The sequence below is a fragment of the Proteus appendicitidis genome, from assembly GCF_030271835.1.
GTDB lineage: Bacteria > Pseudomonadota > Gammaproteobacteria > Enterobacterales > Enterobacteriaceae > Proteus > Proteus appendicitidis.
Genome location: NZ_CP127389.1, coordinates 1,171,077 through 1,188,879, shown reverse-complemented (window position 1 = coordinate 1,188,879; position 17,803 = coordinate 1,171,077). Strand labels below are relative to the sequence as shown.

Here is a 17,803-nt window from a genome sequence, read left to right as displayed (position 1 = left end):
ATTTTAAATCGGGGCTTTATATTTTAAAAATACCAATAAAATCTCATCAGTTTTTCAAATATTCTTGCGGTGTTTGCCCTGTCATTTTTTTAAAAAAGGTAATAAAAGCACTGTCACTGGCAAACCCTAATATCTGGCTAATATCAATATAGCGATGCTGGGTAGCTAATAATTCAATCGCTTTCATTAACCGCCATTGTTGACGCCATTGTTGATAGCTTAATCCCGTTTCTTTGTAAAATAAGCGTGTGATCGTTTTTTCACTCGCCCCCACATATTTTGCCATTTCTTGTAATGCAGGCGGTAAATCATCAAAGGATAAACGACTTAGCCGTCTATCTTTAGGCATAAATAAATGATTGGATTGCCGCGGTGCCTGAGCGATTTCATCAAAGAAAACAGCTAATAAATTGGCGTAACGCCCTTCTTCCCACTGAGTATCAAAATCAGCAATAGAAATTCGTTCTAATATTTCGCGTAAAAGAGGTGAAATCGTCAAGATCTCGCTTTCACTTGGAAAATTATCATGGAATTTTTCACTAACATAAACTGAACGATATCCAACAGAGGCATACATTTCGACTCGATGCTCAAGTCTTGGAGGGATCCACGCAATCCTCATGGGAGGTAATACAGAAACGCGAGAAGCCAAAGTAATTCGCATACACCCTGACTGCGTAAATAATAACTGCCCTCTATCATGAGAATGAAATCCTGAGTCGTGCTTTCCCATTTCTGCCGCAATACCAACGACTGATGCAAGATGCTCTTCTGGCACAAAGTGGTCGTATTGATTAAGCCAAGCCATCACTTGTCCTATTTGAAAAATAATATGTCTTTATGTTTATAACAAGACATTCATTATCTCTGTATTCTGCTCATCAAGTTTTAAGGATGTAGGATAAAAAGATGAACAAAAAACTCTCTTTATGGTTAGCAATTGCGTTAATGATGTTTCCACAAATTGCAGAAACCATTTATAGCCCAGCACTTACCGATATCGCGAACGGCTTTCATGTTAGTGCAAACGAGGCTGGACAAACACTTTCGCTCTATTTCTTTGCGTTTGCATTGGGCGTCATTATATGGGGTCGATTATGTGATGTCATTGGTCGTCGTCCGACAATGTTAGCTGGATTGTTTATTTACGCTCTTGCTTGCCTTGGCGTTTTTATGACCAACGACTTTTCTGTATTACTTGGGCTACGCATGCTTTCTGCTTTTGGTGCTGCGGTAGGGTCGGTCGGCACACAAACCATTATGCGTGATGTGTACAGTGGTGATGAACTGGCTAAAGTTTTCTCTGTTATGGGAGCAGCTATCGCCCTAAGCCCCGCAATTGGGATGCTAAGTGGTTCATTACTAGTGAGTTATGCTGGTTACCAAGGTGTGTTTAGTGGGCTTGCCCTTCTTGCTATGATTTTACTGTTATGGAGTACTTTTGCTTTACCTGAAAGTCGCCCTGAAACAGTAAAAACAGCACCGTTAGGAGAAACTGCAATAAAAATGCTTAAGGATAAGCAAATTGCTAAAACAGTATTATTAATTGCCTTTTTTAATATCAGTCTCTTTGCTTATTATCAGTTAGCTCCTTTTATGTTTGATAAACAAGGTTATAGCGCAAGTACCTTTGGTTATAGTGGTATTGTATTAGCAATAGGTGTTGGTATTGGCTCTTATATTAATAAAGCACTATTAAACCACCATTGGCAATGTGAAAAGTTAGTTTTACTCGCGAGTTTTATTGCATTAATCAGTGCCGTGGGCGTTTATTTATTACGTAACCATATTAGCTTTGTTATTCCAATGATGACGAGTGTTGTTGCTTATGGTATTGCTATTCCAAATATTTTAGCCACGGCTTTAGCACAATATAAAGACAGATTAGGTACTGCAGGGGCATTATTAGGCTTATTCTATTATTTATTAATTGGTGGTGGGCTTGCACTGGCAGGATGGGGACAAAGTTTAGCAATCACTTTATTGATTTGTAGTCTAGGATCATTGCTACTCTCTTTTTCTCGTCAAACGACAAAATAATAAATTTATCCCGTACAAAATGAAAAGTACGGGATTTTTTCTAGCAATATTAAGTTTCGTTTTTACTGTTAATTTTTAATCAATTTAGCTAAGGGTTAACGCTTATATTGCTAGGCAGACAATTCTTAATCTTTTTAAATTCAACAAAAAACACCTTTATTCTCATTTCTTCATTTTCAGCACTTTTTCCTGATATACCTATTTATATAAAGCCAAATTGAATATTAATAAAGTTCAGTTAGATTTTTTAGCGTTTACCTCTATTAATTTACCCAATAACACCTCTTATTTTTATTTATGATAGTGATAATCAAATTGTTCACATTGCTATTTCATGGTAAAAAAAACTGTTTATCCATACATAGCTTAAGGAACTGGCGTGATAAAAAAAATCTTAGACATTTTCCCAATTTTTGGGAAAAAAGACGTCGCAATTACTGAAAAGCACCTCCAAGAATCCCTCGTATTACTTGCTGTATTCGATGAAGGATTACCTAAACGTGCATTAAATTATGTCCTTACAGGTGAAAACCCTGAAGTGCTTTTTGAATTAAACAAGCTGGATGCTTCAAAAGCGGCCGTTTATTTTGATAAACCCGGTACGTTAGAGTGGTGGTATGCACATAACGTAAATACAGGGAAATACAGTAAAATTATCACGCAAGGGCTAAATGCACGACACAAACTCTATTCCAAAGTTGGTGATAGTTTTTCAGCAGAACAAGTGGCTCGTTACGGAAAAGTGCTGGCAGCTGCTTGCCAAGATATCAATATCAAAATAACAACAAAAGAAGTGCCATCTTGGGTGCTTTATCTGCTGATTGACGTATTTTATAACACCTATGAAAATGCGCGTAATCTAAACTTAGAACACCGTAAACATTGGAATATGGCATTTATTGCCGATATGGTGGAACAAGAAGCGAATATTGCCGGTGAAAATGCCTTATTTGCTGTGTTTGATAGAAAAGATATTTCTGAATACTATGCAACTAATCTGAAGCGTATTTATGAATTAAGTGATTTAAAAGACTACCTACTTTCACATCAAGAGTTTGTTAGAACAGAATTAATTGAAAAAATGTCAGCAAATGGTTTAGTTGAGTTAATTAATTACCTCAATAAAAACACCGTATTACGTGACACCTTTGCAGACATTATTGTGTTACTTGCCACCAGCAGCTTAAAAACCGTTAAAAAAACCGCAGAGCCAATTTTAGTCACTTTACCGCCTGAAATTGTTAAAGAAAATCTTACCCATGTTTTAATGAATGGTACGCCAAAACAGCGTACTCAAGCAGCCGATTTATTTGCACGCCAAGGTGAAAACCGCGATGTACTTGAAGAAGCGTTAAAACATGAAACCTCAAAAGCGGTAATGAAAAGTATTGAAAGCGCCCTACTACGTTTTAATGTTGCAGAAGATGCCAATACCGTAGAAGCAATTGAGACTCCTGATTTTACTCCATTAGAAGATACACCATTACCTGATAGCGTTCGCGATATGATGGTCAATAACTTCAATGAGATCTTGGTTAAAGCCAAAGAAAATGCTGAACGTGAAATTGAAGAAAATAAAACGGCTAAACACACTTATAATTGGGCGCAGCGCCATTTAAAAGATTTAAATAAAATTGATGAAAAACAGTGCCGTGCAATAGTAGATAAACTGAATAGTGGACAAGGCTCTATTCAGTCAAATGAAATTCAAATCATTAAACATAAAAACCGTGTTTTGAATTTGCCTGAATATACGCTGTTCCATGCTGTGCGTGTCATAGTTAATAATCGCCAACATGCCGATCACTTCTCTTCTCACTATTTTAATGGCGAAATTCCTGAGCGCTTATTTAGTGATATTGAATTGCGTCATCTTGAAGATGTACTGCAACGTTGTAACTTTAAAAATGCCACCCGCCTAACGGCTGCATTATGTTTAGAATCTTATGAAGATGGTTTAAAACGATTCCGTAGACCAGAGCAAGTTTGGCCTTTCTTCTCTCAGCATCCAGATTATATTGCTGAAGCGCTGAATTTGATGCCAAGTCAAAGCGAGCGTCGCTATCGCCAGTTTGAAATTTCACAAGGCATTAAAGTGTTAGGTCGTTTCCCTACCATTCCAGCACAATTCGTGCCTCGAATTATGGAACTGGCATTGGGTGAAAATAAAATGCACCGCGTTTCAGCGCAGAATTTACTTGAGACACTGCCAAATATTCATACAAGCGCTCAAGAAGGTTTATCTTCTGCGAAACAAGAAATTCGCGTGACCGCGATTGAGTGGTTGGCTCGGTTAAAAAATCCTGACTCATTACCTGCATTGAATGCCTTATTGAAAAAAGAGAAACGCGAAGTCGTTCGAGCCTCTTTATTAACAGCGTTAGAGCAACTTGGTGAAGATATCTCAAGTTATTTATCACCAAAAACCCTATTAGCTGAAGCTGAAAAAGGTCTTAAAGCCAAAGCACCAGCAAGCCTTGCTTGGTTTAACTTTGATGCTATTCCTGCATTAACGTGGGAAAACAAAAAAGCGGTTGATCCTGCGATTATTCGTTGGTGGATTATTCTGGCAGTCAAACTAAAAATGCCGGGAGGAAACGCATTATTACAACGTTATATCGGGCTACTTTCTACCGATAGCCAACATAAACTTTCCAGCTTTATTCTGCATACCTTTGTGGCTCAGGATATTAAAGGGCCGACGCTTGAAGAAGCTATGCTAGAAGCACAAAAAAATGCGCCTACTCGCTTAACACAATATAAAGATTGGGCTAAACGTTATCCTGAATATTACGCTAAATATGAAACCTATACTTTAGAGCAAGTAATTGAAGAGATTAAAAACGAGGTGCTACGTCGTTATTTAGGCTCTGCCATTAGTGATAAAGGTATGCTTGCCCTGATTTGCGGTATTGAGGGTCATGTTGCGGTATCTGTATTACGTAACTATATGCGTGATCACTATCAGCGCCGTGCGCAAATTGAAGCCATGATTGATGCTGTAGCGTCAAGCAATGATCCAATTATCATTCAGCTTCTTCTTTCATTATCACGCCGTTATCGCACCGCATCGGTTCAAGAAAAAGCACGTAATTTAGTCACGCAAATTGCTGAACGTAATGGTTGGAGTTCTGATGAATTAGCGGATAGAACGATCCCAACGGCTGGCTTTGATGATACGGGTACATTAGTACTAGAGTATGGCGAGCGTATCTTTACCGCGAAGATGGATGCAAAACAAAAACTGGTCTTGTTTAATCCTGAAGGCAAAGAAGTTAAAGCCTTACCTGCGGCGCGTAAAAATGACGATGCAGAGCTTATCAAAGAAGCGAAAAAACTCTTCACTTCAAGTAAAAAAGAACTTAAACAAGTTATTGAGCTACAAAGTGTGCGCTTATATGAAGCCATGTGCGCTCAACGTCAGTGGTTAAGTGCGGATTGGCAAGAATATATTTTAGCTCACCCAATCATGCATAAACTGATTGAACAACTGGTTTGGCAAGAAGTAAAAGATGGCAAAGTTATCAATACATTCCGCCCTTCTGATGACGGTGCATTACTTGATCTAGAAGATGATGAAGTGACTTTACAAAACGACTCGTTGATCCAGCTTGCTCATGCTGCATTGGTTAATGAAGATGAGCGTAAAGCATGGATAGCTCATTTCAAAGATTACAAAGTGAAATTCTTGTTCTCGCAAATGGAACATAAAATCCCTGAGTTAGATCTAAAGCTGACTGAGATTGAAGATAGAAAAGGTTGGATCACAGATACCTTCACACTACGTGGCATTTTAACCAAAATGGGCTATCAACGTGGACCAGCTGAAGATGGTGGCTCGTTCTCTCACTATTACAAATTCTTCTCCAGTTTAAACTATTACGTCAATATCGGTTTCAGTGGTAGTTATGTACCAGAAGAAAACATTCCAGCGGTCTTATTTGATTTAAGTTTCGAAAAAAATCAGCAAGATTATTGGGATCGCAATAATGTTGAACTAAAAGATGTACCTCCTATTCTATTAGCAGAAAGCTATGCCGATTATCTAAAAGTCGCTGAAGCTTGTGCAGGATTTGATCCTGAATGGGAAAAGAAAACACCTTGGTAAAAAATAGGGATAATTAGGAAAGAATATGGCTAAAAAAGCACCCGCAGATCAACAAGCAATTAGGGAAAGCGCTGAGGTTCGATTTGCCCAAGAGTTAGAGCGTTTAACAAAAGCTGATGCTAATAATCCTAAACCACAAGGATGGCTTCGCTCTCCTCGTGCTGTACGCCAATTTATTTTAGGTGATGATGCATTAGGCATCACACCTAAGTTTTTTGGCGATGATGCATTGGTTGATCGTGCAATTGTCACATTATTGGGTAAACAAGGTTTAATGCTAGTTGGTGAACCGGGTACAGCAAAATCAATGCTCTCAGAGCTTTTTGCTGCCGCCATCAGTGGTGATTCAGGATTAACTATCCAAGGTACTGCTGGCACAACAGAAGATCATATTAAGTATTCTTGGAACTATGCATTGCTATTAGCAGAAGGTCCAACAGAACGCGCGTTAGTGGGATCACCGCTTTATCAAGGTATGTTGCAAGGTAAAATTGTTCGCTTTGAAGAAATAACCCGCTGTCCTCCTGAAATTCAGGATGTGCTGGTTTCCTTGATGTCAGAGAAACAATTGATGATCCCTGAAATGGGTGATGGTGCACGTATTAGTGCAAAACCGGGATTTAACCTTATTGGTACAGCAAACTTACGTGATCGCGGTGTTCATGAAATGTCAGCCGCATTAAAGCGTCGTTTTAACTTTGAAACGGTGAAACCTATTCGTGATCCTGCCTTTGAAATTAGCTTGATCCAATCACAGCTTGAGAATGAATTAGGCGCTTTAGCAAATGAAATCACTGCACCCGCGGAAGTTGTGGAGTTACTGGTCACAACATTCCAAGAGTTACGTTCAGGTAATACGAAAGATGGCGGCAATATCAAAACCCCTGATGCAGTTATGTCAACCGCAGAAGCCGTGAACATTGCTTATGCTTGTGCCTTAGAAGCGCATTATTTAGGTGATGGTGTGATGAATGCAGGTGCTATTGCCCGTCAATTAATCGGTGTTGTATTAAAAGACAATGCCGATGATATTAAGCGTATTCGTTATTACATGGACAACGTAGCCAGAGAGAGAGCAAGAAATAGTAAAGAGTGGAAAGCTTTCTTTGATGCATCAAAAGAGTTTTGGCAATAAAACGCTAAGACTCGTGGCTACACATTAAAATACGTTATTTACCTATTAAAGGCAGAGTTAACTCACTCTGCCTTTTCACCCAGAAAAGGGATCGACACGGTGACGCTACCTTCAATACCTTTGCCAGAAAGAATTGACCAAGCACGACTGAAATGGACGTCGTTACAGCAACAACATCTCTATTTTGCCCCTATACGCCACCATAGTCCTGCTTGTGCTTATGCGGTTTTATCATTAATTGATTCTGTAAAACCTGATTATATTTTAATTGAAGGTCCAGATACCTTTAATTCGCTTATTCCTAGCCTAACAGATAAAGATACTCTACCTCCCGTTGCGATTATGGGACAAGCAGAGTATTTGCATAATGATGGAAACCAAGAAGAGCGAGAAAAATCACTGCACTCTGCCTATTTTCCATTTTGTGAATATTCACCTGAATGGCAAGCTTTGCGAGGTGGTTTGCGCATCAATGCCAAAACACGTTTTATCGATTTACCTTGGGCAGCACAAATTAATAACGAAGAGTATAGCGACTCACAAAGTCGTAGCTTACAAAAAGAACGTTATTTAGCACATAGCCAGTTTATCGCGCAATTAGCCAAAAAATGCCACTGTCGTGATCATGATGATGTGTGGGAGCATCTTTTTGAATTACGCAGTATCGAAGCCTTAGCGGATTGGCAAACACTGTTTAATGACACCTTTATTTGGTGCGCACTTGCGCGCCTTGATTATGAACCTGAAGTACTTGAATCTGAGGGATCTTCACAACGTGAAGCGCATATGCTCACTCATATTCAGGCAATCAAAAACCAAGAGCCGAATGCAAAGATTTTAATCGTCACGGGCGGATTTCATACCCTTGCGTTAATTGAAGGTCTAGCGCATTCACAACCTCACTCTTTCGCCATTCCTAGCACAGAACAAAAGCAATTCACTAAAATGCAAAAAATGGGTGAAAAAGAGCAAGCTTGGCTTATTCGCTATAGTTTTGACAGATTAGATGCACTTAATGGCTATGCTTCAGGCATGCCATCACCCGCCTTTTATCAACAAGCTTGGCAAAGTTTGATGCAACAACATCATGATAAATTAGAGCATAATGATGCGGCAAAACAGCCAACTCAAGTTTATCGCAATAAAATGGGGATCGCTTTTCTAAGCTCGGTAGCTCAGGCTATCAGAGAAAAACAATTTGATAATCCCCCTAGCTATTTAGCTGTAAAACTCGCGGCTGAACAGAGTTTACGACTCGCATTACTAAGAGATCACGCAGGTACAGGTCGCTATGACTTGCTTGATGGTTTACAAAGTGCCTTTATTAAGGGCAGTTTAGATGATAGCCAAAGCGAATTATGGGCTGAAATTAAAACCTGCTTTTCAGGCTATCTCTTAGGTAAAATTCCATTAGGTACGGCAACCCCGCCTTTAGTCAATGAAACTTATGAGCGCGCAAGAGCATTTCGCTTCAAGCTAGATGATACATTAGCAAAAACCACTAAATGTGATGTTTACCGTAATCCGCAGCACCGATTAAGAAGCCGCTTTTTACACTTATTAGCCTTCTTAGAGATCCATTTTGCACACCGTGTTAATGGCCCTGATTTTCTTTCTGGTCATCAATTAGATCTGCTATTTGAAGAGTGGCAATACGCTTGGACACCCAATGTGGAAGGCGAGCTAATTTCATTATCAGAGAAAGGCTCTCAACTTGAAGCCATCGCCCTAAATAAGCTGTTATCAATGGAAAAACAGCTCGAAGAACAAGGACAAAGCCGTTCAAGTCAGAGTGCGGTCACGTTATTAATCCAAGCGGCATTAATAGGGCTTCACCAGCGCATACCATCACTCTTTAAACTATTAGATAGCTATATTCAGCAAGATTTTCGTCTTGAGTCACTCACTCAATGTGGACATAAACTGATCCATTTATGGCGGGGTCGCCAATATCTTGATATTACTGATGAACTTTCACTTGAAAATCGCCTACATCAAGTTATTCCACAAGCTTTCTTTTGTTTAGAACAACTGGCTCAAGGTGATGAGCAACAGCAAGAAAGCCATTTACAAGCTCTGCTCTCTTTGCGTGAATTGATTGAATTTATGCCATCACTCAATAATCAGCATGATTATAAAAGTGATTTCTATCAGCAACTCAATCGCCTTGATGGTCAATTAGATGCTGTGCCTTTATTAAAAGGTGCGGTAGATGCATTACGTTATTTAGGTTCATATATTGACGAAAATACGTTGGTCACCGCGCTAAATACAACCTTTAGTATAGGCAGTTCTCCCGAGCATGCCATTGGTTATTTCGTCGGTATGATGCGAACTGCACCAGAGCTGGTGATCCGCCTACCGTTATTAGTCGATCACTTAAACACCTTGTTGCAACAATGGGATGAAGAACGATTTATTCAGATCTTACCTGATCTGCGTTTTGCCTTTAGCCAACTTAATCCCAAACAAAATGCAGAGCTTGCACAATATATTGCCAATGATATTGGTTTAGATACGCAAGCGTTATCTTTGTGGCAGTCAGAATTTAGTGCTAAACAGATGCTTGAAGCCACTAAACTCAATCAAAAATTACAGCAGCGAATAATGGAACAAGGCATGATTTCTTGGTTTGATGCTAAGAAAATAGAGAAAGGAGATACGACTCATGAGTCAGCATAATGACGATATGCCTGAAGATAAAATAAAACAAGCAAAACGCTGGCGTCTGATTTTAGGTCAATATGCTGATGATGCTCTTGGACAAGCGACTTTTAATGCCGATGATTTAAAAGTGGAGCGCACACTCGACTTTCTCTATCGCCGAGAATATCAACGCAGAGGTCTTCGCCAAGAACGAGGACGTCATGGATCACTCGATGCATCGCAACTTACTGCGGTAAACTGGCTAAATCAAGCTCGTAAGCTATTTCCTAATAGCACATTTGAACGAATGCAATCACAAGCTATTGAGCGTTATCAAATCAGTAGTTTTCTTAAAGATCCCAATACGTTAAAAGCGATGGAGCCAACAAAAGCGTTAGCTAAAACATTATTAAGCTTACGTGGGCGAATGAGTGAAGAAACGCGAGATGCGGTTAAAACCATTATTCGTCAAGTGGTTGATGATATTTTGCGCCAAATTCGCAATAACTTTCGCCAATCATTAACGGGACGTCGTAATCGCTTTAGACGCTCTTTGGTACCTAACAGTCGCAACTTTGATTGGCGCGCAACCATCGCTGCAAACTTAAAACATTACGATACCCAAAATCGTCGCTTAGTGATTGAAACACCTTATTTTAACTCACGGATGCAACAGCATTTTCCGTGGGATGTCATTCTTTGTGTTGACCAAAGTGCGTCAATGTCTAGCTCAATTATGTATGCCGCTGTTTGCGCCAGTATTTTAGCTTCTTTACCGGCGGTTAATGTCTCTTTAGTGGTTTTTGATACCCAAGTTGTCGATTTATCGCACTTAGCAGACGATCCCGTTGAAGTTTTAATGACAGTACAATTAGGGGGCGGTACGGATATTGCAGGTGCAATGCAATATTGCGAAAGCTTAGTTAAAAATCCTAAACGCACGGTTATTTCACTTATTAGTGACTTTGAAGAAGGTGGCTCCTTAAATCGCTTATTAGATTGCACACAGCGCCTTAATAGCCAACAAGTTAAATTATTAGGGCTTGCGGCTCTTGATGATGAGGCTCAACCTGTTTATGACTCTGCAATTGCACAAAAACTTGCAGACAGAGGCATGCAAGTTGCAGCGTTAACACCTGAACATTTCGCACAATGGTTGGCAGAGGTAATGCAATGAGTTGGCAAACTGTTTACTTTCATTACGATGAAGATGCGCTCACTGTATTTGCTAATGCAGGATTATTAAGACGCGCAAAAAAAGATGTTGATAACGAAAAAGTTTCACTCACTGATGCTGACACAGGGCAGTTCAGTAGTGATGGGCAAAATGTTGTTTTACACGAAGCAGGTATTCAACAAGCCAGTTGTGATTGTTCTGCATCAGGGTGTTGTAAACACATTTTAGCGGCCGTTTTATGGCTACAAGCCAATAATAGTGCTGATAATTCAAATGACGATAAAAGTGGTGAAACATCTTCAGAAGCCATTATTGAACCTATCGAAATCGCCCCTCTGTTACCCACGCTATTGGCGCTTGATCCGGAAGCATTAATCAAAAAAGCAGGAAAACCCGCCTGTCGTGTGGCGATTAAATTAGTTGAGCAATGGGAAACGACAACATTAAATTTAGAAGACACAGGAACACAGTTAAAAATTAAACTCCCTGATGTTGAAGAGCCGGTTATTTTCTTACAAGGTAGTGGTTACGATGGCATGTTATCGCCTTTTTCTGACTCACAGAAAAAAGCATTCCATCTCGCTATTGTGGCTAAAATATTTGAACAACATGCTCAACCATGGGGTTGGCCTGAAGATTTAATCACAGTGCAATCTTCAAAGCGCGCTCTCAATGAAGAAGAGTCCGCGTTAATTACGACGGTTGAACAATTTATTTATGATTTGTTGCGCCAAGGGCTATCACATATCAGCTTAAGCACTGCCACACAGTTGCACTTATTAAATATGTCGGCTCGAGCAGAAGGTTTACCTCGTTTAGCGTCTTATTTACGAACATTAAGCACCCAAGTCAAACTATTGGCAGAAAGACATTTCACGATGGATGAAAGCAATGTCTTGCGCTTGTTAGCTCATATTTCAGCTTATCTATTCCAATTGACCAATGCGACACCTGAACAGTTAAAAATGTTACGAGGACAACTTCGTCGTCAATATGACGATAAAAAAATGAGTCTCTCGCTTATTCCTGTCGGTGCAAACTGGTGGACAGCACAAAGTGGTGCATTAGGCGCAACTTTTACCTTCTGGGATAAAGAAGAGAAACAGCTCTTACAAGCGACACAAGCACGCCCTAATCAACTTGATACTCTGTTTAACCGTTATAGTGTTTGGAATAGTTTATCGTTATGGAAACAAACATCCGATAAATTAATGCGTCGCCCTTTTTTATTACAAGAGCCTCGTATTTCTGATGAAGGAAAACTGGCGACTATTGGCGAAAGCTTTGCACAAAACCAAACTGATTTTCTTGATATTACGGATTATCGCACCCTACAAACTGAATTAGGGATCAACAATTGGCAAGAGTTGCCAGACTATTTTGCTAATCAACCTGAAGGATTTCTTTCTCCTCTCGTCTTACATATCAAAAGCTATAAGCCATTAATTTGGTATGAAATAGAGCAATGCGTTATTTGGGATGTTTCAGATAATCATGACAATTCAGCCTTCTTACGTCTTTACTGGGAAGGAACAATGCAAAATAATCTGGAAGAATTACGTTATCTCACTAAGCGAGAATTAGAGATAGTCGCAGTCACTGTGCAACCTGTTCGACGTGATTTAAATATAGATTTATTGCCAACGACCATTTGGCTTAAAACGACAAAAGGCATTGAACTATTTTATCTTGATTTTGACCAATTTCCGCGCAAGAAAAAACAATCAGAGTTTATTAGCCGTATTCAAGAATATATGGCTAAACGTAAGCAACAAACAGCAATGCATCACAGTGAACCAACATTAGCACAAAAGTTTTGCCGTCCTATTTTGTCAGTATTAGAAGCCCAAGCATGTACTGGGAGAGAATTACTTTCTGAAATGCAAAAAGAGCAGTTAGAAATAAGCAAACATACTGCTGACGATTTAGGAATGACATTAATTGCCGACCAATTAGCTCGTTATCTGAGATTAACAACACGAGATCCTCAGGCTTTATTACAGTTAATTTGGCTATGCGATAATCTGCAACAATTACAAAGCCCATTACCCATTCAGCTTAATGAGTAATAAGTAGTAAGAAGTATTAAAAAGTAAAAGCTATCTCTCTTTAATTAGAGAGATAGCTTATAAGATAAAAATAAATAGGCTTATGCTGGATTATCAATATCAACAAATGTCACATCAAAGTGATGAGTTTGAGCAAGCCATTCACCTAATGCTTTAATACCATAACGCTCTGTCGCATGGTGTCCCGCTGCGAAAAAATGAACGCCCATTTCTCTTGCAATATGAATAGTCTGTTCTGAAACTTCACCTGTCACAAAAGCATCCATCCCCTGCTCTGCAGCATCTTGAATAAAGCCTTGTCCGCCGCCTGTACACCAAGCAATATTACGAATAGTTTCCGGTGCATTATCACCACAATGTAATACATTGCGTTGCAACGCTTTTTCTAAACGAGCTTTTAATTCAAGAGGGGTTAAAGGTAAGTCGAACACACCTTTAGGCACTAATGGTAATATTTCACCTTCAACTTTAACGCCCATTTTTAACGCTAACTGAGCATTGTTACCTAAGATTGGGTGAGCATCTAACGGCAAGTGATAACCAAAAAGATTAATGTCATTGCAAAGTAATGTTTTTAAGCGGTTGCGCTTCATTGAACGAATAACAACAGGCTCATTTTTCCAAAAGTAACCATGGTGTACTAAAATTGCATCAGCGTTTAATCGCACAGCTTCATCAAGTAATGCTTGGCTTGCCGTTACACCCGTTACTATTTTTTGAATATGAGGGCGTCCTTCGACTTGAAGTCCATTAGGTGCATAATCTTGAAAATTTTCGATGCTTAATTTTTCATTAATCACTAATTCCAGATCAGTATTCTTCATTTCATTTATTTCCCTGTTATCACGAATGCCACTATTTATATAACAATAGGATAAATAGCAATAAATTAATGGCCGTCGTTTAAATGACTCATTACTGTTTATTGTAACGTAAAAACGGAAGATTATTTGCAGATAAGGAAAAACAAGAAGGTAGCACCGGCAACGTACTTAAAGAGGGATAAAAATAACGCCTACTTTTGCAGGCGTTATCTTAATATTCTGTTATTTGTGACTATTTAGTGCCACTTCTGATTTTGCCAACCAAACGGGTTTATCACTTGTTTTAGACCATACACGGTGTATATAGCTATAAAATTGTGCACGTTTAGGGTGAAAAATCATAACAGGAAATGCCACAACACCTAGCGCAACAGCACCAGTACGACGGGCTAAAACATGTTTTTTTGTATATTCGTTATAAGCTGGCATAGTGCTCTCCTGTATAGAGATTAATTTGATGACTGAAATTTTACCTCATTTGATGAAATTTTACTACTGATCAGACCACTTAATTCGTGCGAAAAATCACCTTTATTTTGCTTGATATGTAATTAAATTTCAGAATAGAAACAAAAATGAAACATGAATGACATAATTGTTAACAAAATGAGATCGATATTTTTACTTAATTAAGTTAGCAATAAATAATTTCTGTCATATATTATCAGAAAGGAAAAAAATCAAATCAGTGAGGAGAAGTTGAATATTACAGAATGGGGATTTACTGCTAAATAGTATTATGATGAACAATATATTGAACAGTGAATAATTAAATATTTATTCAGGAAAATCAAGAGAATCAACATCTATTGAATGGTGAATAAGGCGAGCAATAAATAAGGTATTATTCTTTGGTAGATAATAGATTGAGTGTTTTTTAAACTCCAATCGTCTCATACCATTACACACCCAACTACACTCTCGCCCAATCCAGGGTGCGCTAGCAAATAGCTCAAATGTCCGTTTCAAGTCATCATGATATTTCTTTGCCTGAATTACACCAAATTGCTGTATGGTATAACACGCAATTTGATAAATATCTTCTTCTGCTAACTCAGAAAGTTTATACATTTAAATCCTTTTCAGCTCTTGCAAAAATATCATCCATGTTATTTTTACTTTCTGGTGAATTCACACCATCTAGCACCATTTTACGAACTATTTGGATCCGTTCTTCTCTGATTTCCATCATACGTAAAGCGTCTCTTATTACTTCAGAGGTATTTCCATAACGTCCTGAGTTGATCATTTCACCAACAAAGCCATTAAAGTGTTCACCCAAAGTCACACTAGTTACTCGAGCCATAAATCCTTCCTGCATTGTATTACTTAGTAATACAACATTAGCAGTAAATTTATTCTTTCGCCAGTTAATACCATAAAAAAATACCCCAAAATCGAAAACCAATTTTGGGGTATTATTTAATAAATAGAGAATTTTATATCTTAAAATACCCTAAACTTTATTTCTTAACTGTTTTACCTTTACCACGTAAGGTTTCGGTTAAGCCTTTAAGGAAATATCTCACAAGTTGATCGCCACAGTTACGATAGTTTTTATGTCCAGGCTTGCGGAATACTGCACTAAGTTCTGGCTTAGAAACACGGAAGTCTGCAAGTTCATAAATCTTCAGAATATCAACATCTTTTAGCTCAAAAGCGACACGCAGTTTTTTTAAGATAATATTATTAGTTATACGCTTTTCAACTTCAGGTGCAGGAAAATTCTCATCTTTGCCACGACGATAAAAAATCAGACCATTTAAAAAATGCCCCATCGCATTATCGTCACACTCGACAAACTCAGGCTCCTCGTCTTTTTTCAGCCAACTATTTACTAACTCTTTTGTGACTGTGAAATCAGCCAGTTTCATAATTTCAACAACATGTGCATCACTTAGATCCAGCATGTAACGTACACTTCGTAAAACATAATTATTTTGCATTGTATTGATTATCCACTTTATTTTTAATTCTAAATCAACCTCAATGATGGATATCAATGCTGTGATCTAAAAATATTCAATAATTAAAAAAATACACTCTACTTTTAAGTAGAGTGTATTCTATATAAATAGTTTATTGCACTAACTTATTTGTTAGCAAAAACATTATTTACTATTTCAATGGCTTCTTTTTCAATTAATTCACGATGCTCAGGGCCACGGAAGCTTTCACAGTAAATCTTATAGGCTTCTTCAGTACCAGAAGGACGAGCCGCAAACCAACCGTAATCGGTCATCACTTTTAAGCCACCAATAGATGCGCCATTGCCTGATGCATGCGTTAAACGTGCAGTTATAGGATCACCTGCTAATGTGCTTGCAGTCACCATTTCAGGTGATAAACGTGATAACAGTGCTTTTTGTTCATGGGTTGCTGATGCTTGAATACGGTTATAGCTTGGTGAACCAAAACGTTGCGCTAATTCGTTGTAATGCTCTTGTGGATCTTTACCTGTTACTGCTTTCATTTCAGCAGCCAACAGACATAAAATGATGCCATCTTTATCGGTTGACCATGGTTTACCATTAAAGCGTAAGAAAGATGCACCAGCACTCTCTTCACCACCAAAGCCAAACTCACCACTGAATAAGCCTTGAACAAACCATTTAAAGCCAACAGGTACTTCAACTAGCTCACGACCTAAATCGGCAACAACACGGTCAATCATGGCGCTTGAAACCAGTGTTTTACCCACTTTTACATCTTTAGCCCATTGCGGACGATGACGGAAAAGATAGTTAATCGCAGCCGCTAAATAGTGGTTAGGATTCATTAAACCAGAAGGTGTCACAATACCATGGCGATCGTAATCAGGATCGTTAGCAAAGGCTAAATCAAATTTATCACGTAGTTGTAATAAGCCTTCCATTGCCCATGGTGATGAACAGTCCATACGAATAACACCATCGTGATCAAGCGTCATAAAACGGAATGTCTGATCAACTTGATCGTTAACTAATTCAAGATCAAGACCATAATACTCACCAATACGTTTCCAGTACTCAATACCAGAACCACCTAGTGGATCAACACCCAATTTTAAGCCCGCTTTCTTAATTGCTTGCATATCAACAACGTCACCTAACGCTTTGACATAAGGCATAATTAAGTCTTGAGCCTGAATATAACCACTGGCTAATGCTTCATCATAAGAAAGACGTTTGATCCCTGCTAAATTGTTTTCAAGCAGTTCGTTGGCACGTTTTTCAATAACTGAAGTTAAATCTGTATCAGCAGGTCCACCATTTGATGGATTGTATTTAATACCGCCATCTTCAGGTGGATTATGAGATGGAGTAATAACGATACCATCAGCAATATCTTGATGTGCTTCGTTGTATGTCAAAATAGAAAAAGAGACTGCCGGTGTTGGTGTATAGCCATTATTTTCTTGAATAATCACTTTAACTTTATTGGCAGCAAGTACTTCTAAAACAGAAATAAATGCAGGCTCTGACAGTCCATGGGTATCTTTACCCACGTAACATGGTCCTGTTACTCCATTCTTAGCGCGTACTTCAGCAATGGCCTGTGCAATTGCCAAAATATGTGCTTCATTAAAGCTATGGCGATTTGCACTTCCACGATGACCAGATGTACCAAATTTCACACGATGAGCGTTATTGCTAGCTTGTGGTTTAAGTGAATAATATTGAGACGTTAATTGCGCCACATTAATCAGATCACTTTGACGGGTATGCTGCCCTGCTCTTGGATGAATTGCCACAAATCTTCTCCTATTTGACATCACAATCACGCTTTAAACAAAAGCCTTTGCAATGCATCAATTAACAATAG

The 17,803-nt window shown here is 38.6% G+C and carries 13 protein-coding genes; 6 read left to right on the top strand and 7 right to left on the bottom strand.

Features of this window, described 5'->3' with window-relative positions:
* Window positions 1-46: 46 nt before the first annotated feature.
* Complete coding sequence (locus tag QQS39_RS05470) at window positions 47-808, bottom strand: AraC family transcriptional regulator (RefSeq protein WP_285805519.1); 762 nt, start codon at window positions 806-808, stop codon at window positions 47-49.
* Window positions 809-909: 101 nt separating this feature from the next.
* Here QQS39_RS05470 and QQS39_RS05465 point away from each other — a divergent pair, with 101 nt between their 5' ends.
* From QQS39_RS05465 to QQS39_RS05440, 6 genes are all read left to right on the top strand, one after another.
* Window positions 910-2,040 (top strand): multidrug effflux MFS transporter, encoded by a 1,131-nt coding sequence (locus QQS39_RS05465; RefSeq protein ID WP_285805518.1) that lies wholly within the window; start codon window positions 910-912, stop codon window positions 2,038-2,040.
* Window positions 2,041-2,419: 379 nt separating this feature from the next.
* Window positions 2,420-6,148 carry a DUF4132 domain-containing protein gene (locus QQS39_RS05460; RefSeq protein ID WP_285805517.1) on the top strand — a complete coding sequence of 1,243 codons (3,729 nt, stop codon included), beginning with the start codon at window positions 2,420-2,422 and terminating at the stop codon, window positions 6,146-6,148.
* A 25-nt stretch (window positions 6,149-6,173) separates the two neighbouring features.
* On the top strand, window positions 6,174-7,283 hold the full coding sequence (locus tag QQS39_RS05455) for an ATP-binding protein (RefSeq protein ID WP_151434574.1): 1,110 nt from the start codon (window positions 6,174-6,176) through the stop codon (window positions 7,281-7,283).
* A 99-nt stretch (window positions 7,284-7,382) separates the two neighbouring features.
* Window positions 7,383-9,965, top strand: a complete 2,583-nt coding sequence (locus QQS39_RS05450) for a DUF5682 family protein (RefSeq protein ID WP_285805516.1) — start codon at window positions 7,383-7,385, stop codon at window positions 9,963-9,965.
* The gene (locus QQS39_RS05445; protein WP_160230070.1) at window positions 9,952-11,106 is read left to right on the top strand and encodes a VWA domain-containing protein; all 1,155 of its coding nucleotides are present in this window, start codon (window positions 9,952-9,954) and stop codon (window positions 11,104-11,106) included. The genes QQS39_RS05450 and QQS39_RS05445 overlap by 14 nt, the downstream gene beginning before the upstream one ends.
* The gene (locus tag QQS39_RS05440) at window positions 11,103-13,175 is read left to right on the top strand and encodes an SWIM zinc finger family protein (protein ID WP_285805515.1); all 2,073 of its coding nucleotides are present in this window, start codon (window positions 11,103-11,105) and stop codon (window positions 13,173-13,175) included. The genes QQS39_RS05445 and QQS39_RS05440 overlap by 4 nt, the downstream gene beginning before the upstream one ends.
* 80 nt (window positions 13,176-13,255) lie before the next feature.
* Here QQS39_RS05440 and QQS39_RS05435 read toward each other — a convergent pair whose 3' ends face one another.
* The 6 genes from QQS39_RS05435 to pgm all read right to left on the bottom strand — a co-directional run bounded on the left by QQS39_RS05435 (window position 13,256) and on the right by pgm (window position 17,732).
* Complete coding sequence (locus tag QQS39_RS05435; RefSeq protein ID WP_151434570.1) at window positions 13,256-13,999, bottom strand: type 2 GTP cyclohydrolase I; 744 nt, start codon at window positions 13,997-13,999, stop codon at window positions 13,256-13,258.
* A gap of 222 nt (window positions 14,000-14,221) precedes the next feature.
* A complete protein-coding gene (locus tag QQS39_RS05430; protein WP_036912074.1) occupies window positions 14,222-14,428 on the bottom strand; it encodes a YbfA family protein in 207 nt (68 codons plus the stop codon).
* A gap of 348 nt (window positions 14,429-14,776) precedes the next feature.
* Complete coding sequence (locus QQS39_RS05425) at window positions 14,777-15,070, bottom strand: type II toxin-antitoxin system RelE/ParE family toxin (protein WP_285805514.1); 294 nt, start codon at window positions 15,068-15,070, stop codon at window positions 14,777-14,779.
* Window positions 15,063-15,305, bottom strand: coding sequence for a type II toxin-antitoxin system ParD family antitoxin (locus QQS39_RS05420; protein WP_109373939.1), 243 nt, complete (start codon window positions 15,303-15,305; stop codon window positions 15,063-15,065). The genes QQS39_RS05425 and QQS39_RS05420 overlap by 8 nt, the downstream gene beginning before the upstream one ends.
* A gap of 157 nt (window positions 15,306-15,462) precedes the next feature.
* A complete protein-coding gene (locus QQS39_RS05415) occupies window positions 15,463-15,945 on the bottom strand; it encodes a YehS family protein (RefSeq protein ID WP_151434567.1) in 483 nt (160 codons plus the stop codon).
* A 146-nt stretch (window positions 15,946-16,091) separates the two neighbouring features.
* On the bottom strand, window positions 16,092-17,732 hold the full coding sequence (gene pgm, locus QQS39_RS05410) for a phosphoglucomutase (alpha-D-glucose-1,6-bisphosphate-dependent) (protein ID WP_100159440.1): 1,641 nt from the start codon (window positions 17,730-17,732) through the stop codon (window positions 16,092-16,094).
* Between the last annotated feature and the right edge of the window lie 71 nt (window positions 17,733-17,803).

What these genes read in the sequence shown, in the direction of transcription:
- QQS39_RS05470 (WP_285805519.1), bottom strand. Translation starts at nt 808, where the DNA reads ATGGCTTGGCTTAATCAATACGACCACTTTGTGCCAGAAGAGCATCTT.
- QQS39_RS05465 (WP_285805518.1), top strand. Translation starts at nt 910, where the DNA reads ATGAACAAAAAACTCTCTTTATGGTTAGCAATTGCGTTAATGATGTTT.
- QQS39_RS05455 (WP_151434574.1), top strand. Translation starts at nt 6,174, where the DNA reads ATGGCTAAAAAAGCACCCGCAGATCAACAAGCAATTAGGGAAAGCGCT.
- QQS39_RS05445 (WP_160230070.1), top strand. Translation starts at nt 9,952, where the DNA reads ATGAGTCAGCATAATGACGATATGCCTGAAGATAAAATAAAACAAGCA.
- QQS39_RS05440 (WP_285805515.1), top strand. Translation starts at nt 11,103, where the DNA reads ATGAGTTGGCAAACTGTTTACTTTCATTACGATGAAGATGCGCTCACT.
- QQS39_RS05435 (WP_151434570.1), bottom strand. Translation starts at nt 13,999, where the DNA reads ATGAAGAATACTGATCTGGAATTAGTGATTAATGAAAAATTAAGCATC.
- QQS39_RS05430 (WP_036912074.1), bottom strand. Translation starts at nt 14,428, where the DNA reads ATGCCAGCTTATAACGAATATACAAAAAAACATGTTTTAGCCCGTCGT.
- QQS39_RS05425 (WP_285805514.1), bottom strand. Translation starts at nt 15,070, where the DNA reads ATGTATAAACTTTCTGAGTTAGCAGAAGAAGATATTTATCAAATTGCG.
- QQS39_RS05420 (WP_109373939.1), bottom strand. Translation starts at nt 15,305, where the DNA reads ATGGCTCGAGTAACTAGTGTGACTTTGGGTGAACACTTTAATGGCTTT.
- QQS39_RS05415 (WP_151434567.1), bottom strand. Translation starts at nt 15,945, where the DNA reads ATGCAAAATAATTATGTTTTACGAAGTGTACGTTACATGCTGGATCTA.